Genomic DNA, 25094 nt, shown 5'->3' with positions numbered 1-25094 from the left:
ACCTCAGACCCGGTGCACCTTGTGGGCGGCGGCCTGGGCGCGCGGCTTGACGTCGATCCGGTCGATGTTGACGTGCGACGGGCGGGTCACGGCCCAGGCGATGCAGTCGGCGACGTCCTCCGCGACCAGCGGCTCGGCCACGCCCTCGTACGTCTTGTTCGCCTTGTCCTCGTCGCCCTTGAACCGGACGAGGGAGAACTCGTCGGTCTTGACCATCCCCGGAGCGACCTCGGTGACGCGGACCGGCTGGTCGTACAGCTCGAGACGGAGCGTGTCGTTGACCGCGGCGGCCCCGTGCTTGGCCGCGGTGTATCCGGCGCCGCCCTCGTAGACGACGTGCCCCGCCAGCGAGGTGACGTTCACGATGTGGCCGTCGCCGCTGTCGATCAGCTTGGGCAGCAGCGCCTTGGTGACGCGCATCAGTCCGAGGACGTTCGTCTCGAACATCCACTGCCAGTCGGCCGGGTCCGTGTTCGCGACCGGGTCGAGGCCGGCCGCCCCGCCGGCGTTGTTCACCAGGACGTGGCACTGCCGCAGGGACTCGGCGAGGGCGTCGACCGACTCCTGGGACGTCACGTCCAGGGCGACGACCGCGACGGCGTTCCGTCGCCCGGCCGGGTCGGCGCTCTCGATCTCGGCCTTCAGCTTCTCCAGGCGGTCGACACGGCGCGCCGTGAGCACCACGTCGAACCCCTCCGCCGCGAGCCGCCGGGCGGTCGCCGCGCCGATTCCACTGCTTGCACCGGTGACTACTGCTGTTTTCCGCACGATCGCCATCTTCTCAGGCGCATGTCCTGCGTCTTCGCGGGGAGACCCGCGCCGGGGGAATGTGGTGCCGTGGCCGGTAAGTTGCTCTATCGGAGGTGGTGTCCGTGTCGGGTCTCGCCCGGGTAGCGACGATCAGTGTTCACACATCGCCGTTGGAGCAACCGGGGACCGGCGACGCCGGCGGGATGAACGTCTACATCGTCGAGGTCGCCAAGCGCATGGCCGAGCGCGGCGTCGAGGTGGACGTCTTCACCCGCGCCACCACGCGATCCCTTCCGCCCGTCGCCGAGCTGGCGCCGGGCGTGTCGGTCCGGCACGTCGCCGCCGGGCCGCTCGAGGAGCTCGACAAGTCCGAACTGCCCAGCCATCTGTGCGCGTTCACCTCCGACCTGCTGCGCACCGAGGCCGCGCACGAGCCCGGCCACTACGACCTGATCCACTCCCACTACTGGCTCTCCGGCCAGGCGGGCTGGGCCGCGCGGCAGCGCTGGGGCGTTCCGCTCGTCCACTCCATGCACACCCTCGCCAAGGTCAAGAACCTCGCGCTGGCCGCCGGTGACTCACCCGAGCCGCTCGGCCGGGTGCTCGGCGAGCAGCAGGTCGTCGAGTCCGCCGACCGGCTCGTGGCCAACACCGCCGAAGAGGCCCGGCAGCTCGTCTCCCTGTACGACGCGGACCCCGGCCAGGTCGCCACCGTCCCTCCGGGCGCGGACCTGTCCCGGTTCACTCCGCGCGGCGGCGCGCGGCGCCGGCTGGGGCTGCCGGAGAACGCGGCCGTCCTGCTGTTCGTCGGCCGGATCCAGCCGCTGAAGGCGCCCGACGTCCTCGTCCGCGCCGCCGCCCGCATGCTCGAGGACGACCCGGGTCTCCGGGACCGCCTGCTCGTCGCGATCGTCGGCGGGCCGAGCGGGTCCGGCCGTGCCAAGCCGGAGGAGTTGCGGCGTCTCGCGCGCCGGCTCGGCGTCGCGGACGTCGTACGGTTCGAACCGCCCTGCCCGCAGGACGAGCTGGCCGACTGGTACCGCGCCGCCGACATCACCGTCGTCCCCTCGCACAGCGAGTCGTTCGGCCTGGTCGCCGTCGAGTCGCAGGCGTGCGGCACGCCGGTGGTCGCCGCGGCGGTGGGCGGGCTGCGCCTCGCCGTGCGGGACGGCCGGTCCGGAGTGTTGATCGACGGCCACGACCCTTCCGACTACGCTCGCGTGTTGCGCGGCCTCCTTGGTGGGCCCGGGCGGCTGCGCGCGATGTCGGACGCCGCCGTACGCCACGCGAGGGCGTTCGGCTGGGACGAGACGGCCGACCGCCTCCTGGAGGTCTACGCCGAGGCCGTCGAGGCCCGGACGATGGCCGTCTCGGCCTGACCAACGAGAGGAGGCCGCATGAGCGAGCGAAGCGAGCGAATCATGGGCGCAGCACCTCTGGTCTCTCCTCCGACGAAGGAGGGCGCATGACCGCTGACAAGGCTCTGCAGTCGATCCTGGACGAGCAGGGGCTGGAGTACGAGCGGCCGCGCCCCGGCGCGTACCTCGTGAAGCTGCCCGGACGCCACAAGCTCGCCACCATGACCTGGCTGATCGCGGGCGACCACAGTCTGCACGTCGAGGCGTTCTTCTGCCGGCAGCCGGACGAGAACCACGAGGAGTTCTACCGCTGGCTGCTGCGCAAGAACGGTGGGATGTACGGCGTCGCCTTCAGCCTGGACCCGGTCGGCGACGTGTACATCGTCGGGCGGCTGCCGCTCTCGGCGGTGACGCCGGACGAGATCGACCGCATTCTCGGCTGCGTTCTCACTTACTCTGACGACAATTTCGACCGCGCGTTGGAACTCGGGTTCGCCGAGTCGATCAGGCGCGAGTGGGAGTGGCGGGTGAGCCGCGGGGAGAGCGTCGCGAACCTCCGGCCGTTCGCCCGCATCCTGCCCGAAGTCGCCGAGGACGGCGCGGCGGACCAGGCCGCCTCCGGCCCCAAGCTCGGCCCTTCGTGACGAATCGGTCAGGCCTCCAGGCCGGTAACCGGTCCCACCAGTTGTGCGTTTTGCGCATCATTGGTGGCTTTAAGTAGCTAAACTACCTCTGGTCACAGCAGACCAGACCGGAGGGGTATGGAGTGACAGATCGCGACAGGGCCCCTGAGAGCGTCGATCTGAGCACGCCGAACGCGGCCCGGATGTACGACTTCTTCCTCGGCGGCAAGGACAACCTGGCGCCCGACCGCGCCGCCGCCGAGATGGTCCTGCAGATCGCCCCGCAGATCCGGATCGCCGCCCAGCAGAACCGCGCCTTCCTCGGCCGGGCCGTGCGTTACCTCGCCGAGGCGGGCATCCGGCAGTTCCTCGACGTCGGTACCGGGCTGCCCACCCAGAACAACGTGCACCAGGTCGCGCACGCGGTCGTTCCCGACGCCCCCGTCGTCTACGTCGACAACGACCCGGTCGTGCTCGCACACGGCCGCGCGATCCTCGCCGGATCCAAGAACGTCCACATCGTCCAGGCCGACCTGCGCCGCCCCGAGGAGATCCTCGAGAATCCCGAGGTCCGCGAGCGCATCGACTTCGACCGGCCCTTCGCGATCCTCCTCGTGGCGATCGTCCACTTCCTCCAGGACGCCGACGACCCCGAGAAGATCGTGGCGAGGTTCCGCGACGCCCTCCCGCCGGGCGGCCACCTCGTGCTGAGCCACGTCTGCGGGGACGCGCTCCCGGAGGCCGTCGCGCCCGTCACCGAGATCTACCGGCGCTCCTCCACGCCGATCATCACCCGCAGCACCGAGCGGATCCGCGGCTTCTTCGGCGACCTGGAACTGGTCGAACCGGGGCTCGCCAACGTCTCGGCGTGGCGCCCCGACACGGTCGAGGCCAAGCGGGTCAACGAACGGTATCCGCAGGGCTACTTCCTGGCAGGCGTCGCCCGCAAACCGTGAGGTCGAGCCGAGGCACTAGGCTCGCTTGTCATGGCGACATTGGTACTTCTCCGGCATGGCGAGAGCGTCTGGAACGCCGAGGGCCTGTTCACGGGCTGGGTGGACGTCGATCTTTCCGAGAAGGGGGAAGAGGAAGCGGTCACCGGCGGTGACCTGCTGCTCGACGCGGACCTCAAGCTCGACGTCGTGCACACCTCGGTGCTCAAGCGGGCGATCCGCACGGCCAACATCGCGCTCGACGCGGCCGAGCAGCTCTGGATCCCCGTACGCCGCTCCTGGCGGCTCAACGAGCGGCACTACGGCGCCCTGCAGGGCAAGAACAAGGCACAGACGCGGGAGGAGTACGGCGACGAGCAGTTCATGACCTGGCGCCGCTCGTACGACACGCCGCCGCCGCCGATCGCCGACGACGACCCGCTCTCCCAGATCAACGACCCGCGGTACGCCCTCCTGCCCTCGGAGCTCATCCCGCGCACCGAGTGCCTGGCCGATGTCGTCGACCGCCTGCTGCCGTACTGGTACGACGCGGTCGTTCCGGACCTCGCGGCCGGCCGCACGGTCCTGATCGCCGCGCACGGCAACTCGCTGCGCGCCCTGGTCAAGCACCTCGACGGCATCTCCGACGAGGACATCGCCGGGCTCAACATCCCCACCGGCATCCCGCTGCTCTACGAGCTCGACGAGGACTTCGAGCCGCTGAAGAAGGGCGGCGAGTACCTCGACCCGGAGGCCGCCAAGGAGTCCATCGCGGCTGTCGCGAACCAGGGCAAGAAGTAAGACTTCGCCCTGACAGCCGAAGATCCCGGCAGCAGTTCGCTGCCGGGATCCGTTCGTTCCGGGGCCGGGGCCGGGGCTACTCGGCGAGGTCGATGTCCGCCGCGTGCTCGCCGGTGACCAGGTAGACGACGTTCTCCGCGACGTGCACGGCGTGGTCGGCGAACCGCTCGAAGTAGCGGCCGGCCAGGGAGATGTCCACGGCCGGCTCGACACCGTGCCGCCACTTCGGCGACAGCAGCGCGTCGAACAGCTTCCGGTGCAGCCGGTCCATCTGGTCGTCGTCGCCGTCGAGCTCCAGGCCCATCTCGACGTCGTGGGAGGCGATGACGCTGCCCGCCTTGGCGATCATGCGCTCGGCGATCTGGCCCATCTCCAGGACGGTCGCCTGCAGCTCCGGCGGGATCGCCGACTCGGGGTGGCGCCGCCGGGCCGTCTTGGCGAGGTGGACGGCGAGGTCGCCCATGCGCTCGATGTCGCCGCTCATCCGCAGCGCGGCGATCAGCATCCGCAGGTCGCGGGCGACCGGCTGCTGCCGCGCCATCAGATCGAAGACCGTCTCCTCGATCTCCGTGTTGATCTTGTTGACCTGCTCGTCGCAGCTGATGACCTCTTCGGCGAGCCGCAGGTCGGCGTCGAGCAGGGCCGTGGAGGCGCGGGTCATCGCCGACCGCACCAGCCGCGTCATCTCCACGAGCTTGTCGGAGAGCCCGTCGAGCTCCTCGTGGTAGGCGTCTCGCATAAAGATCCTTAGTTCAGGCGTGGATATCCAGTTGGCAGCATCGTGGGGTGGCATGAACGGTCGTGTAGGTGCAGGTTAACTTTTGACGAACGTCCTTGCGTGCGTCCTGCTCCGCGCGCGGAGCTAGGCAGACCGCCGCCTACCATCCAAGATGTGAATGTGGAGGTTGTCGCCGGACTGGCGAGTGCCGCCGGGCTCCTTACCGGCCTGGTGGCAGGGCTGGCCGTGCGCGTCAGCGAGCGCGCCCAGCGGCCCGCCGACGCACCCTCGCCGGTGTCCGGCCTGCCGAGCGGCGTGGCGTCCGTGCTGAGCGTCCTCCCGTCCTCGGCGGTGGTCATCGACGGCGATGACCGCGTGCTGCGCGCCAGCTCGGCCGCCCGGGCCTTCGGCCTGGTCAGCGGGGACCGCCTGCTCGTCGACGAGCTCATCGCCATGGCCCGGCTCGTACGCCGCGACGGTGAGATCCGCGAAGAGGAGATCGAGGTCGTCCACGGCCGCCGGGAGGGTCGCTGGTTCGCGGTCCGGGTCGCGCCCATGGGATCGCACGGCCTCGTGCTCGTCCTCGCCGAGGACCTGACCGAGTTCCGGCGCGTCGAGGCGGTCCGGCGCGACTTCGTGGCGAACGTCAGCCACGAGCTCAAGACGCCCGTCGGCGCGCTGTCCCTGCTGTCGGAGACGGTCGAGGAGGCCGCCGACGACCCCGAGGCCGTACGCCGCTTCGCCGGGCGCATGCAGCACGAGTCCGCGCGCCTGACCAACGTCATCCAGGACCTGATCACGCTCACCCGGCTGCAGGGCGGCGAGGCCGTCGAGCGGCCCCGGACGGTCACGCTCGACGACGTCGTCCACGACGCCGTCGACCGGTGCCGCCTCAAGGCGGAGCCCAAGGACATCACACTCGCCATCGGCGGCCGCGACGACCTGCGGGTGCACGGCGACGAGGAGCTGCTGATCACCGCGGTCCGCAACCTGATCGACAACGCGATCGCCTACAGCCCCGAACGCACGCGGGTCGTCGTCTGCACCCGGCTGGCCGACGAGCAGCACGTCGAGATCAGCGTGACCGACCAGGGCATCGGCATCCCCGAGGCCGACCTCGAGCGCATCTTCGAGCGGTTCTACCGCGTCGACCCCGCGCGATCCCGGCAGACCGGGGGCACCGGCCTGGGGCTCGCGATCGTCAAGCACGTCACGACCCGGCACCGGGGCGATGTGAACGTCTGGAGCAAGGAGGGATCCGGCTCGACCTTCACCATCCGTCTTCCGCTGCTTTCCACCTCCGCACCCGCGGATGAAACACCTGAGCAAGACACCGTACGGGAGGCCCCCTAGTGACCCGAGTGCTCGTCGTGGAAGACGAGGAGTCGTTCAGCGACGCGCTGTCGTACATGCTGCGCAAGGAGGGTTTCGAGGTCGCCGTCGCGGCGACCGGGCCGGACGCCCTGGAGTCCTTCGACCGCTCCGGCGCCGACCTCGTCCTGCTCGACCTCATGCTGCCCGGCCTGCCCGGCACCGAGGTGTGCCGGGAACTGCGCACCAAGTCGAACGTCCCGGTGATCATGCTGACGGCCAAGGACAGCGAGGTCGACAAGGTCGTCGGGCTCGAGCTCGGCGCGGACGACTACGTCACCAAGCCGTTCTCCTCCCGGGAGCTCGTCGCCCGCATCCGCGCGGTGCTGCGGCGCCGCGGCGACGGTGAGGAGCTCGCGCCCGCGACCCTGGAGGCCGGGCCGGTGCGGATGGACGTCGAGCGTCACGTCGTGACCGTCTCCGGTAACGAGGTGCCGCTGCCGCTCAAGGAGTTCGAGCTGCTGGAGGTGCTGCTGCGCAACGCCGGGCGGGTGCTGACCCGGATGCAGCTCATCGACCGCGTGTGGGGCGCCGACTACGTCGGCGACACCAAGACCCTGGACGTGCATATCAAGCGCCTCCGGGCCAAGATCGAGCCGGCTCCCTCGACGCCGCGCTTCATCATCACCGTGCGCGGGCTCGGCTACAAGTTCGAGCCCGACGAGTAACGAGCGTCCGGGACGCGAAGGCCCGCCGACCTCGACGCGGAGTCCGGCGGGCGCGGCTGCGACCTCGCGCCCGACGCGTACGTCTCCGAACGAAAGCCCGCCGGTTCCGATGCGGAGTTCGGGGGGCGTGGCTGTGACCTCGAGCTCGACGCGTACGTCTCCGAACGAAAGCCCGCCGGTTCCGATGCGGAGTCCGGCGGGCTTTCGCGTGCGCGCTGCGCGGCGCTCAGGCGGTCGGCTTCGCCGAGGCCTTCTTCGCCTTCGCGTGCTTGGTGGGCGTGGCCGCGCCCGTGGTCGGGCTGCCGCTCGCGCCCGGCGCCGGGGTCGCGCCCGGAGTCGTGGCGGAGCCCGGGACGCCCGGGCTCGGCGTGGTCGCCGTGCTGCCGCTCGGCGCCGGCGGGTAGGTCGAGTAGTAGTCCGCCCGCGGCACGACGGGGACGTTCACGGTGAGCGCGCCGGCCTGTGCGAAGTGCAGGGTGAGCCGGATGTTCTCCCCACCGTTCAGCTGCGTCGTGAGCCCCGTGAGGATCACCAGGGGGGTCGCCCCGCCGGTGGTGCCGGTCGGGCTCGAAGCGCCCGGCGTGGCGCTCGTGGCCGGGCCGCTCGGGCTGTTCTGCGGGGTGGCCGTGCCCCCCGGCTTGGCCGGCTTGCCGGCCGTGGTCTTCTTCGCGGGGGCCTTGGTCGGCGCGCCGCTCGCCCCCGGGGTCGCGGCCGCACCCGGCGTGCCGCTCGGCGAGGTGCCGGGGGTCGGCACCCCGGACGGCTGCGCGGAGGCCTGCGAGTTGGTCGAGATGAGCTGGTTCGGCGGCAGGGCGATGCCGCCGCCCGCGATCTGGACCGACTGCGCCACGCCCGGCGCCTCGACGCCGACGAGCCGGTCCGACGTGCCCTTGTCGACAATGTAGGCGTAGAACGGCGCGTTGGCGCCCACGGGAAGGCGCTGGCCGGGCTCCGGGCCGAGCACGAAGGCGTTGCGCACGTCGATGTGGCCCACGGAGGCGTTGACGCCTTCGGTCAGGCGGGTCGGCAGCACCGACTGCGGATGCTGGCCGGCACCGCAGGCGGACACCAGCGGCGCGACGGCGAAGGCACCGGCGATGGCCATGGCGGCGGCCCGGCGACGGTTGCGGCTCACGGCGTCGTTCTCTCCTTGGGAGGGCTTGGGTCTTCCGAGGCGTACGGAACGCCCGAACTAGAGCGTAGCGACGGTATCCTCACCGGCCCTGACGGGGGGCTGGCTTCAGTGGTTTCACCCCGGACGCCGGGCCGCTCGGGTGGACGCGGACGGGGCCGGCGGGCCGGGTGGACGTCCGTGCCGGGGCGGAGCGCTCAGCTCGGGGTGTGCAGGGCCTGCAGGTCCCGAACAGTGAGGTTCCGGTCCGGCTGGACGCCGCGGACGACGTCGCGGATGATCCTATCGGGCCCCACGAGCACCGCCGTCAGCCCCACCGGCGCCGCGTGGTAGGCGGTGGAGAGCACGCGGTCGGGGTCCTCGGCGGGGATGGCGTCGCCGCGCGGCACCGTGTCGGCGAGCCGTCGTACGTCGTCGGCGTCCTTGCCCGCGCGCCCGTCCGCGATCAGCCAGGTCTGGAGCCGCTGCCCCACGGCCTGCTGGGCGATGTGCGTGACGGCGGCGTCGCAGTTGCAGCCGCGCGGCACGATCAGCACGACCCCGGCGATGTTGATGAGCGTGGCGGCCGGCATCCGCCGGCCGTTCACGAAGAGGTTGCCGGCGGGCAGCCCGCCCCCGATGTCGCCCGGCTGGTGGTGGACGATCCCCGTGGGCGGCACCTGGACCGTGTGCGTGGTGGGGCGCGGCGACACGACCGTCATCAGCACGCCGCTGATGAGGGCGACGAGGACGGCGCTGGCGATGAAGGGGGCGGCGAGACCGTAGCGCGTGAACGGGCGGGCGATCCGCTGCCACCGCTCGCGGCGGCGTTTCTGACGCAGCTCACGGCGGTACGCGAGCACGTCGCGGTCGAGCTCCCGCGCGTCGTCCGGGACGACGATGTCGACCTTGGGAAGCCCGTAGTCGTCAGGGTCGCCGTGAAGCCCCACGCCACACCTACCTTCTCGGACCGCTGCCGGCCCCACCCGGTCCCGTGCCTCGTCCACAGAGAGATCACGGGCCCGTGTCGGCTCGTCCATCTCCAGTATGAGCCGCTTCCGTCGCCGTGTGAGCGGTGTGGCCCAATCCAATCGTCATGGCCGGGTGTTACACCGAATTCGTGCTTTGTCAATACCCTAATTACCGCGCTGACCTGCGTATATGTCCGGATGGTCGGTTCAGCAGGTCCCTGCAGCGTGCTACCCTTATCCATAGCGGAAGGGGTACTTGTCACATGACTTTCAAGGTCGGCGACACTGTCGTCTACCCCCACCATGGGGCTGCTCGGATCGAAGCCATCGAGACTCGTGCCATCAAAGGTCAGGACAAGACCTACCTGGTCCTGAAGGTCGATAAGGGCGATCTCACCGTTCGCGTTCCGGCGGAGAACGCCGAGCTGGTCGGTGTTCGTGACGTCGTGGGCCAGGAGGGGCTTGAGAAGGTGTTCGAGGTGCTCCGCGCACCCTACACCGAAGAGCCCACGAACTGGTCGAGGCGTTACAAGGCGAACCTCGAGAAGCTCGCATCCGGCGACGTCAACAAGGTCGCCGAGGTCGTCCGAGACCTGTGGCGGCGTGACAAGGAGCGCGGCCTGTCGGCAGGCGAGAAGCGGATGCTGGCCAAGGCGCGGCAGATACTGGTCAGCGAGCTGGCGCTGGCCGAGAAGACCAACGAGGACAAGGCGGAGGCCCTCCTCGACGAGGTCCTGGCCAACTAGCGCCTTGGCGACACGGTTTCCACGGGTGGGCGTCGGAGTCGACGTCCACCCGTTCGCTTCGGGCCGCCCGCTCCGGGTTGCCGGCCTCGACTGGTCCGACGAGGGCGACGGCCTCGCGGGCCACTCCGACGGCGACGTCGCGGCGCACGCGGCCTGTGACGCGCTCCTGTCGGCCGCCGGGCTCGGCGACCTGGGCGCCGTCTTCGGCACCTCCGACCCGCGCTGGGCGGGAGCCTCCGGCGTCGACCTCCTGCGTGAGGTCGAGCGCCGCATCACGGCGGCGGGCCACGCGATCGGCAACGTCTCGATCCAGGTCATCGGCGTGCGCCCGCGGATCGGCAAGCGGCGGGCGGAGGCGGAGAAGACACTGAGCGAGGCGCTCGGCGGCGTCCCGGTCAGCATCGCCGGCACCACGACGGACGGGCTGGGCCTCACAGGCCGCGGAGAGGGCCTGGCCGCCATCGCCACGGCCCTCATCCTCGTCTGACCGCCTTCGGCGCGCCCGCGCTCGCCGAAAACGTCTCCGGCACGCCTCGTGCTCGGCTGACCGCCGCTGCGGCGTACGGGCCTCAGGGGCGATCGGGCGGTTCCCCACGGGTCAGCAGAGCACCGGCATGACGGTCCCCGCTACCTCGCCGAACCCGATCGGCGCGCCGCCGGGCCCGGCCGCGGTCGCCTGGATCCGTACGGTGTCGCCGTCCTCCAGGTAGCCCCGGCGCTGCCCGTCGGGCAGCACCAGGGGATCCCGGCCGTCCCACGTGAGCTCGATGAGGCTGCCGCGCTGGTTCCGATCCGGCCCGGACACCGTCCCGGAGGCCATCAGGTCACCGGTGCGCAGCGCCGCGCCGTTGACGGTCGCGTGCGCGAGCTGCTGCGGCGCGGTCCAGTACATCGTCGCGAACGGCGGGCGGCTGACCACGTGCCCGTTGAGCTCGATCCGCAGCGTCAGGTCGAGCCCCCAGGGCTCGTCGCAGCGCAGGTACGGCAGCGGCTCCGGCGCCTGGGCCGGCGGGGTCGTACGGGCGCTCTCGAGCGCCGCGAGGGGCACCACCCACGGCGAGATCGACGTCGCGAACGACTTGCCGAGGAACGGCCCGAGCGGCTGGTACTCCCACGCCTGGATGTCCCGCGCGCTCCAGTCGTTGACCAGGACGAAGCCGAACACGTGATCCCGGAACCCGGCCGTCGGCACCGGTCGGCCGAGCGCCGAGGGCACGCCCACGACGAAGCCGACCTCCGCCTCGACGTCCAGCTTGACCGAGGGCCCGAACACCGGCCCGTCATCAGTCCGGCGCTGGCCGCAGGGCCGTACGATCGGCGTCCCGGATGGCACGACGGTGCCGGACCGGCCGTGGTAGCCGATCGGCAGGTGCAGCCAGTTGGGCGGCAGCGACTCCGCGCCCGGCCGGAAGATCTGGCCGACGTTCACCGCGTGGTCGCGGGACGAGTAGAAGTCGACGTAGTCGGCGACGTCGAACGGCAGGTGCAGCTCGATCTCGCGCAGCGGGACCAGGTGCGGCTCGACCGATCCGCGATGCCCTGAGTCGGTGAGCAGCGTGATCAGGCGGTCCCGGGTCGCCTGCCAGACGGGGCGTCCGGCGGACATGAAGGAGTTCAGCGTTCCGGCGGCGAACCAGCGCCGGTCGGCCAGCAGCCCCGCCGCCGCGAGCTCGGCCAGGTCCAGCACGTGGTCGCCGATCGCGACCCCCACCCGCGGCAGCTCGCCGCGCCGGGAGAACACGCCGTACGGCAGGTTCTCCACCCCGAAACCGCTGCCCTCGGGCACGTCGACCCACGTCTCCATGATCCCTACCTTCCCAGGCGTGCTTCTGGATCCGATACGTCCGGCGGACCACGTCCGCGCGCTCGGTTCAGCCGCGAGGCGGGGTGGGCGAGCTGCGGAACTTGCTCGACGGCGGCGTCGGCTCCTCCCCGCCGCCGGACCCTCCGGAGCCGGAGGCCCACGGACCCCCGTCCTCCGGGCTCCACGGACGGGCGTCGTCGGCCTCGGCGCCGACGTCCGGGTCCTCGGCCCGGTCGTCGGCGTACGCGTCCTCCTCCTCGCCGGCGGGCGTCTCGTCGGCCACACCAGGCATCGGGATGCCGTCCGGGTCGGTGTCGGGCAGCCTGATGCCGTCGGGCTGCGTGTCGCCGAGCCGCTGCCTGGTCTGCGGCGGCCCGACCAGCCGCACGTCCGTCGGCAGCGAGGTCCGGGCCACCCAGCGCGGCGCGGGCTCCTCCTGCTCCGGGTCCACGGGCGTGTTCTGCATGGGCGCCACCACCTCCGGGTCCGTATCCGGTACGAGGTCAGTGTCCGGCTCCGTGTGTCCCGCGGGCCGGGAATCCTGGTCGGTGCCGTGATCGATCTTGGGCGCCACGCCGGGGGGCAGCGCCGGGCCGGGCTGCCACGCGCGATCCGCCTGCCGCTCCAACTCGGGCGGGAGCGCCGGCTCCGCCTCCGCACCGGTGTCGGCCACCGGGAGGAGCGGGGAGAGCCGGTCCTCACGCGTCCGGTCCGGCGCGGTCTCCGGCGTCCGGCCCGATGCGGTCTCGAGCGGTCGTTCCGGCTCCGGACCGTCGTCGTCGCGGACCTCGGCCGGTGGGAGGTCCGGCAACGGTCCGTGGTCTCGTACGGGCTCGGCCGGCGGGAGGTCCGGCAACGGTCCGTGGTCTCGTACGGGCTCGGCCGGCGGGAGGCCCGGCAACCGTTCCCGGCCCCGTACGGGCTCGGCTGCCGGACCGTCGGACACGGCTGGAGAGGCGCTCTCGTGCGGCCGGTCTCGTACGGCGTCGGGGCCGGGCTCCAGGGCGCGGGGCGGGGCGGGCCGCGGGAGCGGCCGGGTCTCGGCGTACGCCTCGTCGGTAAGGCCAGGGATGAACGCCCGGTCGTCGTCCGGCGTGTCGGGCGTGTCCGGCGAGGGCTCCGGGGCCGCAGGTGCCGCGGCGTCCCGCCGCCGGGTCCGTACGAGCTGTTTGATCATGGACAGCCAGAGCCAGACGGCGACGGCGAGGATCACCCAGGGGGCCGCCGCGACCCCTCCGGACAGCCACGCGTGCGACAGGCCGCCGTAGCCGTGGACCGCGCGCTCGACCCCGGCCGCGCCGGCGCCGACGATCAGCGCCAGGAGCAGCAGCCAGCGGACCGCGCGCGCCCACCAGGGCGCCCGGCGGGCGATCAGGATCGACAGGATCACGACGACGACCAGGCCGTCGACCATGCCGGGGTACAGGAACGCCCGGTCGCGGGCCGCGCCGCCGTGGAGGGCGAGCGCCCGCAGGTCGTCGTAGGACAGCACGAACGTCGCGCCGGCCAGCGCCGCGACGCCGAGGCCGCCGGCCGCCGTCAGCAGCCGCCGCTGCGCCGGGGAGTACGGAGCGGGGGAGTCACTCATAGCAGGGAAGCCAACCATCGTCTCGGAGGGTTCCCTTATCTTGACCGGATCAACGTGTTCCCGCTCTCATCCCGCACCGCGTGTCGCCCGGCGCGGCACGGGATGCGCCGCGCCGATGGCGCTGCGGGATATGTACCGCGCCGGGGCGAGGCGTGGGTGTGCCGCGGCCGGGTCGGGGTGTGCCGGGCCGGGCCAGGGGCGGGGGCCGAGGTCTGCCGGGACGGGCGCGGGCGGGGTATGCCGCGTCGGGACGGGGCTGCGATGTGTGGCGCGCCGGGACGGGCGCGGGGTGTGCCGCGTCGGGACGGGGCTGCGATGTGTGGCGCGCCAGGACAGGGGCGGGGTGTGCCGCGCCGGGATGGAGTGTGGGGTGTGGCCGGATCCGGCGGTCGGGCTTCAAAAGGGTCGTTCGTGGGTATGCGGCCGGTCGATGTCCAATTTCCCCCTCTTCGCGGTAAAAGCGGGGACCGCGACTGATCTCCCGCCTCGTGTCCGCCGGGTCGCCGAGGATGAGCGGCTCGGCGAGTTCCGGGCCGGGCATGATCCCCGGCCCGTCGACCGGCGGTCCCGCGCCTGGCTGGTGCTGCTGGGTCTGCCGGGGATTCTGCTGCTGCCCTTCACCGTCGCGTTCCTGTTCGACGGCTTGGGGTGGGCGTCCGGGCTCGCCCTGCTGCTCACCGTCGCGTACCTCGGTGCGGCCGGCCGCGTCCTCGTACGCGAGGTCCTGCCGGCGCGGGGCTCGACGGTCCACCTGTTCGAGAACGGCGTCGTACTGTCCTCCTGGCGCGCGGCGACGCCCCTTGCCTGGGACGCCGTCACCGAAGTGCGCGTCTCCGGCGTACGCCGGGCCGCGACCGGGACGGTCACGTGGCGGCTGACCCTGACCGGCCGGGCGGGGGCCGAGGCCGAGGCCCTGATCGACGGGAGCGTCCCCGGCGGCCGCGAACTGGTCGAGACCGTGTCCCGCGCGGTGACCGAACGGATGCTGCCCAAGTACCTGTCCCGCGTCGAGACCGGCGGCAAGGTGCGGCTGGGACCGTTCGGCGTCACCCGTCAGGGCATCGCCAAAGACGGTGAGTACGTGCCGTGGGAGAACGTGGACCGGGTGAAGATCGAGGGCGGCATGGTCCACATCGACCGCGCCGACCGCCCGGCCGGGCTGACGGCGATCGCCGCCGAGGTCCCGAACGTCGTGGCGTTCGGCGAGCTGACCCGGCGGCTGCGCGGCCTGGACGACGGGGCGCGGGTGGACGGGAAATCCGGCCGACCGGTGAGGTCATGAATGGGTGAGGGACGCGATTTCAGTGACGGGACCGGACCGGCATCGAATAGCCTCTTACGCGTGAGCCTGCGCCTTTACGACACCGGTACCCGTGGCATCCGCGAATTCGTCCCGCTGCAGGCGGGCCGGGCGGGGATCTACGTGTGTGGTGCCACCCCGCAGGCCGCTCCGCACATCGGACACATGCGCTCCGGCGTCATCTACGACCTCGTCTACCGCTGGCTGCTCGCCTCCGGGTACGACGTGACGTTCGTCCGGAACATCACCGACATCGACGACAAGATCATTCGGGTGTCTGCGGAGACGGGCGTGCCGTGGTTCGCGGTGGCCGAGGCCAACCAGCGCGTCTTCGGCCGCGGCTACGACGCGCTCGGCTGCCTGCCCCCGACGATCGAGCCGCGGGCGACCGGGCACGTCCCCGAGATGATCGTGCTGATGCGCCGCCTCATCGAGGCCGGCCACGCCTACACGGTCGAGGGCGACGTCTACTTCGACGTGGCCTCCTGGGCCGACCGCTACGGCGCGCTGTCCAACCAGCGGCTCGACAGCATGCGGCCGGCCGGCGACACCCCCAACGAGGCGGCCAAGCGCGACCCGCGCGACTTCGCGCTGTGGAAGGGCGCCAAACCGGGCGAGCCGAGCTGGGAGACGCCGTGGGGTCCCGGCCGTCCCGGCTGGCACCTCGAGTGCTCGGCGATGTCGACCAAGTACCTCGGCGCGACGTTCGACATCCACGGCGGCGGCGTCGATCTGATCTTCCCGCACCACGAGAACGAGCTGGCGCAGTCGACCGCGGCCGGTGACGGGTTCGCCCGCTACTGGCTGCACAACGGCCTGCTCACGGTGAACGGCGAGAAGATGAGCAAGTCCGTCGGCAACGTCGTGCTGCTGACCGACCTGCTGGACCGGGCCCGGCCGGTGGAGGTCCGCTACTACCTCGCCGCCGCGCACTACCGGTCGATCATCGACTACTCCGACGAGGCGCTGCGCGAGGCCGCGGTGGCGTACCAGCGCGTCGAGGGGTTCGTGACGCGTGCCGTCGAGCTGGCGGGCCGGGTCGAGCCCGGCGCCCTGCCGGCGCCGTTCGCCGACGCGATGAACGACGACCTGGGCGTGCCGCAGGCGCTGGCCGTCGTGCACGAGGCGGTGCGCGAGGGCAACACCGCGCTCGCCGCGGGCGACAAGGACACCGTGACCCGCGCCCTCGGCGAAGTGCGCGCGATGCTCGGCGCCCTCGGCCTCGACCCGCTGTCGGCGCAGTGGGAGGGCACGGCCGGCGACCTTCGCGACGTCGTCGACGCGCTCGTGTCGGTGGCCCTGGAGCAGCGGCAGGCGGCCCGTGCCCGCAAGGACTACGCCGCGGCGGACGCCATCCGCGACGGCCTGACCGCCGCCGGCATCCTCATCGAGGACACCCCGCGCGGCCCACGCTGGGAGCTCAAGCGCTCCTGACCGGCGCGGACGCGTCGCAGGACCGGGCGCCGCGACATGGCGGCGTCCGATCCGGTTAACCGGGCCGTTCCGGTGGGGACGTACCGTTCGAGGAGATTGGGTCCCACCGGCCGCCCCGGCCGGGCCGTACCTCCCCTGCCGAGGTGGTGCACGTGTTGGAGCGGTTCACCGACACCGCCCGCCGAGTCGTCGTCCACGCCCAGGAAGAGGCCCGCGCCTTCGAGCACGGGCACATCGGCACCGAGCACCTTCTCCTCGGCCTGCTGCGCGGCGACACCGACGGCGCGGTGCGCGCCCTCGACGCGGCCGGCCTCACCCTCGACACCGCCCGCGGGGACGTCGAGGAGCTCGTCGGGAGGGGAACGACGCCGCCCGACACCGACGTGCCGTTCACGGCCCGCGCCAAGAAGGTCCTCGAACTGTCGCTGCGCGAGGCGTTGTACTTCGGCCACGACTACATCCGCAGCGAGCACATCCTCCTCGGCCTGATCAGAGAGACCGAAGGGGCCGGCGCCCGGGTCCTCCAGCGGTGCGGCGTCGACACCTCCGACGTGCGCCGTGACGTCATGGCCGCTCTGCGCAGCCCCGAACCGCCTTCCGAGGAGCCGGTGACGGAGGCCCCACGGCGTCCGGTGGCCGAGCCTCCGGCGGCGGAGAGCTCGGCGGCGGAGGGCCCGTCCACCCCGGAGTCGGCGATCGAGCGGCGGCTGAGCGCCATCGAAGGCCGGCTGGAGCGCATCGAGCGGCTCCTACGGGACAGGCCGGGTCCCGGATCCGCGTAGAGTCTGGTGAGTGGCGAGAGATCGCCTTTTCGGCGGGCGAGAGATCGCCTCTTTTTCGGAGGGCGGGACAGCGCCCTGTGCACCAGCGGAGGGCAACCATGGCGAAGCGTCGCAAGAAGGGGCCGAGTCACACCTTGAAGGCGGAGGACCGGCACTGGTACGGCAAGCGGCAGACCGCCCGTGCCGCCAAGTCGGCGACGCGGACCGGCACACCCACCACCGCCGGCACCACCCGCCGTACGCCCTCCTCGTCCGCGCCCGCGGAGCGCACCGGCCGACGGTCCGCGCCCGACGGCCCGGAGCTGGTCACCGGCCGTAACCCGGTCGTCGAGGCGTTGCGCGCGGGCATCCCGGCGAGCGCCCTGTACGTCATGACCGGCGCCTCCGACGACCGCGTCCGCGAGTCCATCAAGCTGGCCACGGACGCCGGCGTGCCGCTGCTCGAGGCGGGCCGGACCGAGCTCGACCGGATGACCGACCGGGCCGTGCACCAGGGCATCGTCCTGCAGGTCCCCGAGTACCGCTACGCGCACCCCGACGACCTGCTGCAGCGCGGCACCCCGCAGCTCGTCGTGGCCCTCGACGGCGTGACCGACCCGCGCAACCTGGGGGCGATCGTCCGCTCGGCCGCCGCGTTCGGCGCGAACGGCGTGCTCGTCCCCGAGCGCCGGGCGGCGGGCGTGACCGCCGGGGCGTGGAAGACCTCCGCGGGGACCCTCGCCTCGGTCCCGGTGGCCCGCGCCACCAACCTCGTACGGACCCTGAAGGCGTACCAGAGCGCCGGTCTGTTCGTCGCCGGGCTCGACGCGCGGGGGGCGGTGGGCGTCGGCGACCTGGAGGCCGCGAGCGGCCCGCTCGTGCTCGTCGTCGGCTCGGAGGGCAAGGGCCTGTCACGACTGGTCGCCGAGACCTGCGACCTGCTCATCAACATCCCGATGGGACCGAACGCCGAGTCCCTGAACGCCGGCGTAGCGGCGGGCATCGCGATGTACGAGATCTCGAGTCGCCGCCGTCGCCGCTCCTGAAACAACGCCCCGGTTCTCCGTCGCCATGGCGACGGAGAACCGGGGCGCAGATCAGCGGTAGTCCTCGACCGGGGCGTCCTTCTTGTCGCCGAAGTAGACCTCTTCGAAGAACCGGCTCGCCTCCGGCTGCGAGCCGTCGAGATCGGTGAAGCCGTAGTGCTTCGCCAGCACCCCGGACGACAGCGCCTTGCCGGACCAGCGCGCCACCTCCGGGTCGGTGGCCAGCGCGGCGACGGCCCGCCCGATGTAGCGCGGCGTCTCCGAGATCGCGAACCACTTGTCCTTGGCGATCCCGTCGCGCCAGCTCTCCTCGGTGACGCCGAAGTGCTCCAGGACCTCCTCCGAGCGCAGGAAGCCGGGGGTCAGCGACAGCGACGTGACCCCGTGCGGGGCCAGCTCGTCGTGCAGCATCTTGCCGAGCCGCGTGATCGCCACCTTCACCATGTCGAAGAACATCGACCCCCGGTAGCGGTCGTTGAACATGTCGTCCCCGTCGGTGATCTCGACGACCAGCCCGCGCCCCCGCCGTACGAGCAGGGGAAGGACCGTGTGCAGCGTGATCAGGTGGGTCTCCAGGCCGTTCCGGAGCGCCCGCAGGCCGTTCTCCAGATCGTGCTCCCAGAGCGGTTTCCACTCGACCCACTGGTCGCCGCCCCACGTGTCGTCGACGAGGACGTCCAGGCGGCCGCCCTGCTCCTCCTCGATCCGCCGGACCAGCGCCCGTACGTCGGCGGGGACCATGTGGTCGCAGCGCACCGGGATGCCCCGGCCGCCCGCCTCGGTGACCAGCTCGGCGGTCTCCTCGATCGTCTCCGGGCGGTCCAGCGGACTGCGCGACTCCCGCGTCGTGCGGCCGGTGACGTACACCGTCGCGCCGGCCGCGCCCAGCTCCACCGCCATGCCGCGGCCGGCCCCCCGGGTGCCCCCGGTGACCAGCGCGACGTGATCCTTCAACGGACCGGTCACATGCTCTCCTCGATCGTTCCTGCGTCTGAACCGTGGCTCCAGCCGGCCAGCACCGCGCCCAGATCGGCGCGCAGCCGGTCGCAGAGGCCGCCCGCGGGCCGCGCCGACCAGTGCAGCGTCGTGCCGTCGGTGACCGCCGCCAGGATGCGCGCGGCCACCGGCGCGGGCGGCGCCCCGGGCAGCCGGCCCTCCCGCACCGCCCGGTCGAGGAGAGGGATCAGTCCCTCTTCCAAGGCGGCGTGCAGCTCCGCCAGCAGGCCGCGCAGCTCCTCGTCGGCCAGGTCGACGGCCAGCTGAGCCAGATTGTTCGCCGCCCGGGCGGGATCGTCCAGCGGCCCGAACGCCGCCACCAGCACCTCGACGACCACGGCCACCGGATCGCCGTCCGCCGCCGCGGCCGCGCTCATGCCCTCCCGGGTAGTGCGCACCGCCGCCCTGGTCATCGCGGCCAAGAGCCCGTGCTTGGACCCGAAACGCTGGGCCACCGTCCCGACGGCGACCCCCGCCTCCCGCGCGACGTCCGCCAGCGTGAACCCCGGCCCGAGCCGGCTGATCGCCACCCCGGCGGCGGCCAGCAGACGCTCATCGGTGAACTTCCTCGGCCGTGCCATGCCAGTTATTGAACCATGGTTCACTAACTGGTGCCAGACGCTCCGCGGCCGGTGCGACGGCGAGGAGAACGCGCCCGGAACGGAGTCTGACTCGCGGCGTATACGCGCTATCGTGGTGAGGCTGCGAAAGCAGTGCGCCTCCGTAGCTCAGCTGGCAGAGCGTCCGCCTTGTAAGCGGCAGGTCGCCGGTTCGAATCCGGCCGGAGGCTCTCGTCCTCCCCGGTGAGAGCCGTTGAGAGGTTCATCGGCCAAGGCGGCTCTGACAGCAACGATGAGGGTCGCGAGCGGACGGTCGTGTGACCGCGTGCCCTAGCCGAAAAAATGAGCTACAGGTTATATTGATGGGGTGACGTGGGAAGTCATCCTCTTAGAGCCTGTCGAGACGTGGTTCCTGAAGCTCTGCGAGTCTGAGCCGGACTCGGCGGCCTTGATCGAGCAGGCCATCGACCGGCTTGCCGCTGTCGGGCCGACCCTTGGCAGGCCGCTCGTCGACACGCTGGAGCACAGCAAGCTGCGTAACTTGAAGGAGCTGAGGCCGGGCTCTCGCGGTCGGTCGGAGATACGCATGCTGTTCGTCTTCGATCCGGATCGCGCAGCGATCTTCCTGGTTGCGGGTGACAAGACCGGGAGATGGTCCCGCTGGTACGAGGACGCGATTCCGCTCGCCGAGGCCAGGTACGCCGATTATCGGGCGGAGAAGGATGAGGAGGGCGGCCGATGAGCACCGGACGCAACTGGCGGGACGTCAAGGCTGAGGCCCATCGACGGCATCCTGAGCTGGCAGATCCCGAGCGTCAGGCCAGGGCGCGTGCCGAGTTGGACGCGTATGTGGCCGGCCACCACCTCAAGGAGCTGCGCAAGGCCGTTGGTAAGACTCAGGTGGAGTTGGCGCGGGCCCTCGGCGTGTCTCAGTCCCGAATCTCGCAGATCGAGAACGGCAAGATCGAAGCCATGGAACTCGAGACGCTTCGTGCCTATGCGACGGCCTTGGGCGGACACGTTGACATCACCATCAGCGTCGGCCCGCACTCTGTAAGGGTCGCTTGAGGACACCGGCGTCCGTGACAGCAGCGGTGACAGCAACGACGGCCACCACTGACACCCCCGCCCGCGCGTCGGACCCCTTCTACCTTGGCGGATTGGAGTGCGACCAGGGGTGTCCGTATTCCTTGTAAGCGGCAGGTCGCCGGTTCGAATCCGGCCGGAGGCTCTTGTTCTCCCGGGTAGGAGCGGTTGAGCGGTCCACCGGCTGAGGCTCGCCTGACGGCAACGAGGACGGGCACTGGCGGACGGACGGTCGTGGACGATGTGCGGCGGGACGCCGAGGGCTGGTGGCCGTGGCGATCCCGGACTTGTCGGACGGGTGGCGGAACCTCATAGGCTGAGCCCCCGTCCGCACTGTCTGGGGGAGTCCGTGACAAGTAGGTTCACCGAGTTGGTCGTCGACTGCCACGATCCGGAGCGCCTCGCGGCCTTCTGGTGCGCGGTCCTGGACTTCAAGGTGATCGACCGGAGCGAGGACAAGGTCGAGATCGGTTCCTGGGAGCCGACCGTCGAGGAGGTCCGGGCCCGCCAGATGCCGCCCACCCTGGTGTTCATACAGGTGCCGGAGGGCAAAACCGTGAAGAACCGGCTCCATCTGGACGTCAGCCCGATCGACGGCAGTACCGACCACGAGGTGGCCAGGCTGCTTGGCCTTGGCGCCGCCAAGGTGGACGTGGGCCAGGGCCCTGGCCGGAGCTGGGTGGTGATGGCCGACCCTGAGGGCAACGAGTTCGACGTCCTGCGTACCCTGGCACCACCCAACTAGAGAAGCCTAAAGACCCCGAGCGAAGATCGCCCGGGGTCTCTTTGACGGCAACGGTCTCAGCCGAGGGCGTCCCCCGGGCGGGCCGGTCTCGGACTTGTGCAGTTCGTCGCGGGTGCCTGCGGGTCACCTGGCGCGATCGTTGAAGCCACGCCCTCCGCCTTGGATGCCGTGGGTGGGAAGACCTCCTCCGGTAGCTCAGCCACCCGTCCCCCCGCCGGCCGGAGCCCCGGTGATGGCCTGCATCTCCTGCCCGATCATCTCCGGCAGCGGCACGCCGTCGCAGTTGCCGAGGATGACACCGACCCAGCCGGTGTATGGGTAGATGTCCCAGTTGGCGCTGACACCGGGGTTGCCGCCGGCGCGCTGGTACATCCACTGGCCGTTGACGATGGAGACCGGAATCCCGTACGCGCCGAACACCGCCGGTCCATGGGGGATCTTGGCGGCGGTGAGCACCTCGGCCCAGGGCCGGTCCAGCACCGTGCCGTCGCCCAGCGCGCGCGCGAACCGGACCAGATCCGGTGCGGTGGCGAACCCACCGTCCCCGGGGGCATCGATGAAGGCGCGGCCCGGATTCTTGCCGGGTACGTTCGGATCCGGGCTGCTCTTGTCCAGGTTGCGGACGGCGTCCACCACGCTGCCGTCGGCCAGCGTCATGTACGGGTGCGCGATGTGCTTGTCGGTGAGCCACTGCGGCCTGGTGTAGAACGCCGAACCGGTCATGCCGCAGCGCCCGAAGATGTTCTCCTGCGCGTAGTCCCAGTACGTCTTGCCGGTCACCGCCTCCACGATCAGCGCGGAAATGGTGACCTCCGCCTCCTCGTGGGCGGTGTCGGGAACGCCCGGGACGCCCACCGGCTTCGCCTGCCGGGCCCGCCGCTCGTAGTACTCGTGCACCTCATCCCGGCTCTGGAAGACGCGTTGCACGTCCTCATCCGGGCTGTCCAGCCCGGAGGTGCCGGACAACAGGTGGTGGATGGTCACCTGTTCGGCGATCTCCTTCGCGAAGCCCTTCAGATGGGTGCCCACCGTGTCCGACAGCTTCACCTTGCCCTGCTGCGCCAGCTGCAGGATGGCCACCGCGTGGAACGGCTTGCCCGCCGAGCTGAGGCTGAACGCGGTGCCCTCGTGGTTGGCGATCCCCTTCTCCTCGTCGGCCATGCCATAGCTGCGGGACAGCACCGTCCGGCCCCGGTGCGACAACAGCACCACGCCGGAGAACTTCCCCTCGGCGGCCAGCTTCGCCACGTACCGGTCGTAGGCCCCGCCGGGCAGGGTGTCCGGCGGGATCTGGTCGTCGTCGGTCGGGGCCGGGGCGGCGTGGCCGGGCGGGGCGCCCACCAGCGACGCGCCGGCCACCACGCCGGCGGCCGCCAACCCGCCCCACCCGAGCAGCCGCCGCCGGTCGACACCACCTGCGGAATCCGAGTTCATGGTCACAGTCCCTTCCCGACGGAGGAACCGGCCGTTGATGCGCTGTGGTCCATGCCTCCACTGAAGACGGGAGACCGTTGCGGTGGCGTATGCGATTCTCGATACGTCCGCGATACACGCTCCGGGAAGATCACTGGTCGTCGAGCGGCCACGCGTGGACATGGGAGGGCCGGCCCAGGAGCGGCGCCGTCGCCTGGAGATGCCGCCGCGGCGCTGCTCAGCGGTTGAATCCAGGTTCCGTAACCATGCGCTCAACTCGCAGGAAATTTGCCCGATAAGTCGTCTCTTGTCGAGCCTGATCTGGGCATGGGCGGAACAAGTGGCGTAGTACTGCCTCTGCGGAAGTCGAATCATCAGGGGAGGTAATCCCTGTGAAGATCAAACGTTGCTTGATCTCCGCCGTCCTTGCCCTGGCGGTCGCCGGGGGAGCGGCATCCGAGGCGCCCGTGGTCTCCGCCGCGACACGAGCGGGCTTTTTCTCCGCAGGACATGTGTCGACCACTGCCTCGTACGCGCCGTTCGATGGGTGCCGGAAAGTGTGCCGCACCATACGCCCGAAATGTCGGCGCCATCAGCGCTGCCCGCACTGGGTGCGGATCTCATGTCACCGCGTTTGCCCGCCAAAGCGGCGACCTCTTAAGCCGCATCCCGGCCACCACCAACGAGGCTCCAAGTAGGACGGGGCGACCTGGGCCGGCCACCCGGGCCCCTGGCGCCTAGACGCCAGGGTCGCCGCGAACAGGGCCCGGCGGTGACGCCGGGCCCTGCGGTTGGCGATCGTCGATCGCTAGTTCAGGTAGCGGACGCGTCCGCCGAACGCGCTGGCGGTCACGACCTTGCGGTCGTAGCGGCCGGAGACCTGGACGTTGCCGCCGAAGGCGACGGCATCCAGCATCGTCGGGTCGTCGCCGCGAGCGAACCTCGCAGCGTCCGTAGCCGAGTACGACGTCAGGCCTCGAGGTTCTCCTTGCGGAGGTACCAGACGTGCCAGGCGATCAGGCAGGCCATCGCGGCGAACCAGGCCACGGTGGTGACCAGGGAGATGAGGTCGATCGGCAGCGTGTAGACGAGGACGACGTGCACCACCGCGTTGGCCAGCAGCACGGCGCCCCAGACGGCGGTGTCGATGCGCAGCCCGCGCCGGAAGCGGGCGTCGGTGTCCCAGCGGGCCGCCCACGCGGCCGCGCCCTCGGCGCCGCGCTTGATCTCGGCGATCGCGCGGCCCAGCGTGAGCTGGGCGGGCCTGCCGACGAACACCGAGACCAGCATCCACGCGCCGAACAGGCCGCCCAGCGCTGCGGTCCACCCCTCCCGGATCGCGAGGCTGCGCGGGTCGTCCGACAGCAGGCCGAGGACGACGGACAGCAGCAGGATGCTCAACGTGACCAGGGCGAGCAGGTCGATCCGGCGGTCGCGGGCGATGGTCCACACCGCGTACGGCGCGGCGACCAGGACGCCGGCCATCAGCGCCCACCACTGGCTCACACCCGCGGCGCGCAGACCGTAGAACAGCACCATCGGCACGACCACCTCGAACACGACGGTCATCACGTTGGCGCGGATCACCCGGCGCAGGCCCGCGTCGGGCGCGGCCTTCTCGTCGATCATCATGCGGATCCCTCCTTGGGATCGGCTGCGGTCGCCCGCACGTACAGGTCGGCGAGTTCGCGGCCCAGCCGGGAGAGCTCGGTGGGGCCGGGTGCGGCGGCGGCCGCGGTGACGACGACGGCGTCCAGGCCGGCGGTGAGGGCGATCGCCACGGTCCGGGTGTCGAAGGAGTGGAAGGCGCCCGCGGCCTGCCCGGCGCGGAAGTGCTCCTCGAAGACGGCGAGACGTCCGTTGACGGCGACGCTCTGCCCGGCGGAGTTCTTCACGATGTCGATCAGCGCGCGGACGGCGGCGGGGTGCTCGCCGACCATCGCGACGTTCGCCTCGACGTAGGCGCGCAACTGCGCGACATGGCCCTCGGCGGCGTCGATGCGCGGCTGCATGAACGCCCCGGTGACCTCCTCGATCTCGGCGACGCACGCCGCGAGCAGGTCGTCCTTGCCGGCGAAGTGGTAGCTGATCATGCCGGTGCTCGACAGGCCCGCCTGCTTGGCGATCCGGCTGAAGGACGCCTTGGCGTAGCCGACATCGGCGATCACCTCGATCGCCGCCCGCACGATCTGGGCGCGTCTGCCCGACTCGGTGAACGTTCTTGCTCGCATAAGCAAAAACTAGCTCGCTCAAGCAAACCGGCGCAAGGGGGAAGCTCGAGGGCCCCGAGTTCCTAGGAGGAGTCAGACCGC

General features: G+C 71.3%; 26 protein-coding genes and 1 tRNA gene. 16 read left to right on the top strand and 11 right to left on the bottom strand.

The features are described 5' to 3' along the window. Window positions 1–3: 3 nt before the first annotated feature. Window positions 4–768: an SDR family NAD(P)-dependent oxidoreductase gene (locus ABD978_RS18640; protein WP_345355449.1), complete on the bottom strand. Its 765-nt coding sequence runs from the start codon at window positions 766–768 to the stop codon at window positions 4–6. A 104-nt stretch (window positions 769–872) separates the two neighbouring features. Between ABD978_RS18640 and mshA the strand changes: the two genes are divergently transcribed. The 4 genes from mshA to ABD978_RS18620 all read left to right on the top strand — a co-directional run bounded on the left by mshA (window position 873) and on the right by ABD978_RS18620 (window position 4464). Continuing rightward, window positions 873–2129 carry a D-inositol-3-phosphate glycosyltransferase gene (mshA, locus tag ABD978_RS18635; RefSeq protein ID WP_425550726.1) on the top strand — a complete coding sequence of 419 codons (1257 nt, stop codon included), beginning with the start codon at window positions 873–875 and terminating at the stop codon, window positions 2127–2129. Between the two features lie 86 nt (window positions 2130–2215). Further along, a complete protein-coding gene (locus ABD978_RS18630; RefSeq protein ID WP_345355446.1) occupies window positions 2216–2752 on the top strand; it encodes a type III secretion system chaperone family protein in 537 nt (178 codons plus the stop codon). Between the two features lie 122 nt (window positions 2753–2874). Next, the gene (locus ABD978_RS18625; RefSeq protein ID WP_345355443.1) at window positions 2875–3687 is read left to right on the top strand and encodes an SAM-dependent methyltransferase; all 813 of its coding nucleotides are present in this window, start codon (window positions 2875–2877) and stop codon (window positions 3685–3687) included. 30 nt (window positions 3688–3717) lie between these two features. Then, window positions 3718–4464, top strand: a complete 747-nt coding sequence (locus tag ABD978_RS18620; RefSeq protein ID WP_345355440.1) for a phosphoglyceromutase — start codon at window positions 3718–3720, stop codon at window positions 4462–4464. Between the two features lie 76 nt (window positions 4465–4540). On the opposite strand, the gene phoU is transcribed toward ABD978_RS18620, so the two are convergent. Then, the gene (gene phoU, locus ABD978_RS18615; protein WP_345355437.1) at window positions 4541–5203 is read right to left on the bottom strand and encodes a phosphate signaling complex protein PhoU; all 663 of its coding nucleotides are present in this window, start codon (window positions 5201–5203) and stop codon (window positions 4541–4543) included. A 153-nt stretch (window positions 5204–5356) separates the two neighbouring features. Between phoU and ABD978_RS18610 the strand changes: the two genes are divergently transcribed. Beyond that, entirely contained in the window at window positions 5357–6535 is a 1179-nt protein-coding gene (locus tag ABD978_RS18610; protein WP_345355434.1) for a sensor histidine kinase, read from the top strand. Window positions 6536–6543: 8 nt separating this feature from the next. Next, window positions 6544–7221: a response regulator gene (locus tag ABD978_RS18605; protein ID WP_486246809.1), complete on the top strand. Its 678-nt coding sequence runs from the start codon at window positions 6544–6546 to the stop codon at window positions 7219–7221. 226 nt (window positions 7222–7447) lie between these two features. Here ABD978_RS18605 and ABD978_RS18600 read toward each other — a convergent pair whose 3' ends face one another. Both ABD978_RS18600 and ABD978_RS18595 read right to left on the bottom strand, forming a co-directional pair. Next, window positions 7448–8356: a hypothetical protein gene (locus tag ABD978_RS18600; protein ID WP_345355429.1), complete on the bottom strand. Its 909-nt coding sequence runs from the start codon at window positions 8354–8356 to the stop codon at window positions 7448–7450. 194 nt (window positions 8357–8550) lie between these two features. Next, the gene (locus ABD978_RS18595) at window positions 8551–9282 is read right to left on the bottom strand and encodes a hypothetical protein (protein WP_345355426.1); all 732 of its coding nucleotides are present in this window, start codon (window positions 9280–9282) and stop codon (window positions 8551–8553) included. A 284-nt stretch (window positions 9283–9566) separates the two neighbouring features. On the opposite strand from ABD978_RS18595, the gene ABD978_RS18590 reads away from it, so the two are divergent. After that, window positions 9567–10049 (top strand): CarD family transcriptional regulator, encoded by a 483-nt coding sequence (locus ABD978_RS18590; protein WP_252778128.1) that lies wholly within the window; start codon window positions 9567–9569, stop codon window positions 10047–10049. 25 nt (window positions 10050–10074) lie between these two features. Next, entirely contained in the window at window positions 10075–10536 is a 462-nt protein-coding gene (gene ispF / locus ABD978_RS18585) for a 2-C-methyl-D-erythritol 2,4-cyclodiphosphate synthase (RefSeq protein ID WP_345355422.1), read from the top strand. Between the two features lie 111 nt (window positions 10537–10647). Here ispF and fahA read toward each other — a convergent pair whose 3' ends face one another. Together fahA and ABD978_RS18575 are read right to left on the bottom strand one after the other, a co-directional pair. Continuing rightward, entirely contained in the window at window positions 10648–11856 is a 1209-nt protein-coding gene (gene fahA, locus ABD978_RS18580) for a fumarylacetoacetase (protein ID WP_345355947.1), read from the bottom strand. A 64-nt stretch (window positions 11857–11920) separates the two neighbouring features. Next, window positions 11921–13441, bottom strand: coding sequence for a DUF2637 domain-containing protein (locus tag ABD978_RS18575; RefSeq protein WP_345355419.1), 1521 nt, complete (start codon window positions 13439–13441; stop codon window positions 11921–11923). A 430-nt stretch (window positions 13442–13871) separates the two neighbouring features. Here ABD978_RS18575 and ABD978_RS18570 point away from each other — a divergent pair, with 430 nt between their 5' ends. From ABD978_RS18570 to rlmB, 4 genes are all read left to right on the top strand, one after another. Continuing rightward, on the top strand, window positions 13872–14723 hold the full coding sequence (locus ABD978_RS18570; protein ID WP_345355416.1) for a DUF6585 family protein: 852 nt from the start codon (window positions 13872–13874) through the stop codon (window positions 14721–14723). Between the two features lie 60 nt (window positions 14724–14783). Then, window positions 14784–16175: a cysteine--tRNA ligase gene (gene cysS / locus ABD978_RS18565; protein WP_345355413.1), complete on the top strand. Its 1392-nt coding sequence runs from the start codon at window positions 14784–14786 to the stop codon at window positions 16173–16175. A 143-nt stretch (window positions 16176–16318) separates the two neighbouring features. Next, window positions 16319–16957 carry a Clp protease N-terminal domain-containing protein gene (locus ABD978_RS18560; RefSeq protein WP_345355410.1) on the top strand — a complete coding sequence of 213 codons (639 nt, stop codon included), beginning with the start codon at window positions 16319–16321 and terminating at the stop codon, window positions 16955–16957. 98 nt (window positions 16958–17055) lie between these two features. Next, on the top strand, window positions 17056–17982 hold the full coding sequence (rlmB, locus tag ABD978_RS18555) for a 23S rRNA (guanosine(2251)-2'-O)-methyltransferase RlmB (protein ID WP_345355407.1): 927 nt from the start codon (window positions 17056–17058) through the stop codon (window positions 17980–17982). A 51-nt stretch (window positions 17983–18033) separates the two neighbouring features. Here the strand turns inward: rlmB and ABD978_RS18550 are convergent, their stop codons facing one another. Further along, on the bottom strand, window positions 18034–18948 hold the full coding sequence (locus ABD978_RS18550; RefSeq protein ID WP_345355404.1) for an SDR family oxidoreductase: 915 nt from the start codon (window positions 18946–18948) through the stop codon (window positions 18034–18036). After that, window positions 18945–19559, bottom strand: coding sequence for a TetR family transcriptional regulator (locus ABD978_RS18545; RefSeq protein WP_345355401.1), 615 nt, complete (start codon window positions 19557–19559; stop codon window positions 18945–18947). The genes ABD978_RS18550 and ABD978_RS18545 overlap by 4 nt, the downstream gene beginning before the upstream one ends. A gap of 136 nt (window positions 19560–19695) precedes the next feature. Here ABD978_RS18545 and ABD978_RS18540 point away from each other — a divergent pair. The 4 genes from ABD978_RS18540 (at window position 19696) to ABD978_RS18525 (ending at window position 21369) form a co-directional block, all read left to right on the top strand. Next, window positions 19696–19768, top strand: a tRNA-Thr gene (locus tag ABD978_RS18540). Between the two features lie 137 nt (window positions 19769–19905). Continuing rightward, the gene (locus tag ABD978_RS18535) at window positions 19906–20280 is read left to right on the top strand and encodes a type II toxin-antitoxin system RelE/ParE family toxin (protein WP_345355398.1); all 375 of its coding nucleotides are present in this window, start codon (window positions 19906–19908) and stop codon (window positions 20278–20280) included. Next, window positions 20277–20606, top strand: a complete 330-nt coding sequence (locus tag ABD978_RS18530) for a helix-turn-helix domain-containing protein (protein ID WP_345355395.1) — start codon at window positions 20277–20279, stop codon at window positions 20604–20606. The genes ABD978_RS18535 and ABD978_RS18530 overlap by 4 nt, the downstream gene beginning before the upstream one ends. 367 nt (window positions 20607–20973) lie before the next feature. Continuing rightward, window positions 20974–21369: a VOC family protein gene (locus tag ABD978_RS18525; RefSeq protein ID WP_345355392.1), complete on the top strand. Its 396-nt coding sequence runs from the start codon at window positions 20974–20976 to the stop codon at window positions 21367–21369. Between the two features lie 195 nt (window positions 21370–21564). On the opposite strand, the gene ABD978_RS18520 is transcribed toward ABD978_RS18525, so the two are convergent. The 3 genes from ABD978_RS18520 to ABD978_RS18510 form a co-directional block, all read right to left on the bottom strand. Then, window positions 21565–22803, bottom strand: a complete 1239-nt coding sequence (locus ABD978_RS18520) for a serine hydrolase domain-containing protein (protein WP_345355389.1) — start codon at window positions 22801–22803, stop codon at window positions 21565–21567. A 948-nt stretch (window positions 22804–23751) separates the two neighbouring features. Beyond that, window positions 23752–24414 (bottom strand): VC0807 family protein, encoded by a 663-nt coding sequence (locus ABD978_RS18515; RefSeq protein ID WP_345355386.1) that lies wholly within the window; start codon window positions 24412–24414, stop codon window positions 23752–23754. Then, window positions 24411–25013 (bottom strand): TetR/AcrR family transcriptional regulator, encoded by a 603-nt coding sequence (locus ABD978_RS18510; protein ID WP_345355383.1) that lies wholly within the window; start codon window positions 25011–25013, stop codon window positions 24411–24413. The genes ABD978_RS18515 and ABD978_RS18510 overlap by 4 nt, the downstream gene beginning before the upstream one ends. Window positions 25014–25094: the final 81 nt, after the last annotated feature.

The sequence above is a fragment of the Actinoallomurus liliacearum genome (assembly GCF_039542035.1).
Taxonomy (GTDB): domain Bacteria; phylum Actinomycetota; class Actinomycetes; order Streptosporangiales; family Streptosporangiaceae; genus Actinoallomurus; species Actinoallomurus liliacearum.
The sequence above is the reverse complement of the archived record's forward strand: the minus strand, read 5'-3'. Positions and strand labels throughout refer to the sequence as shown.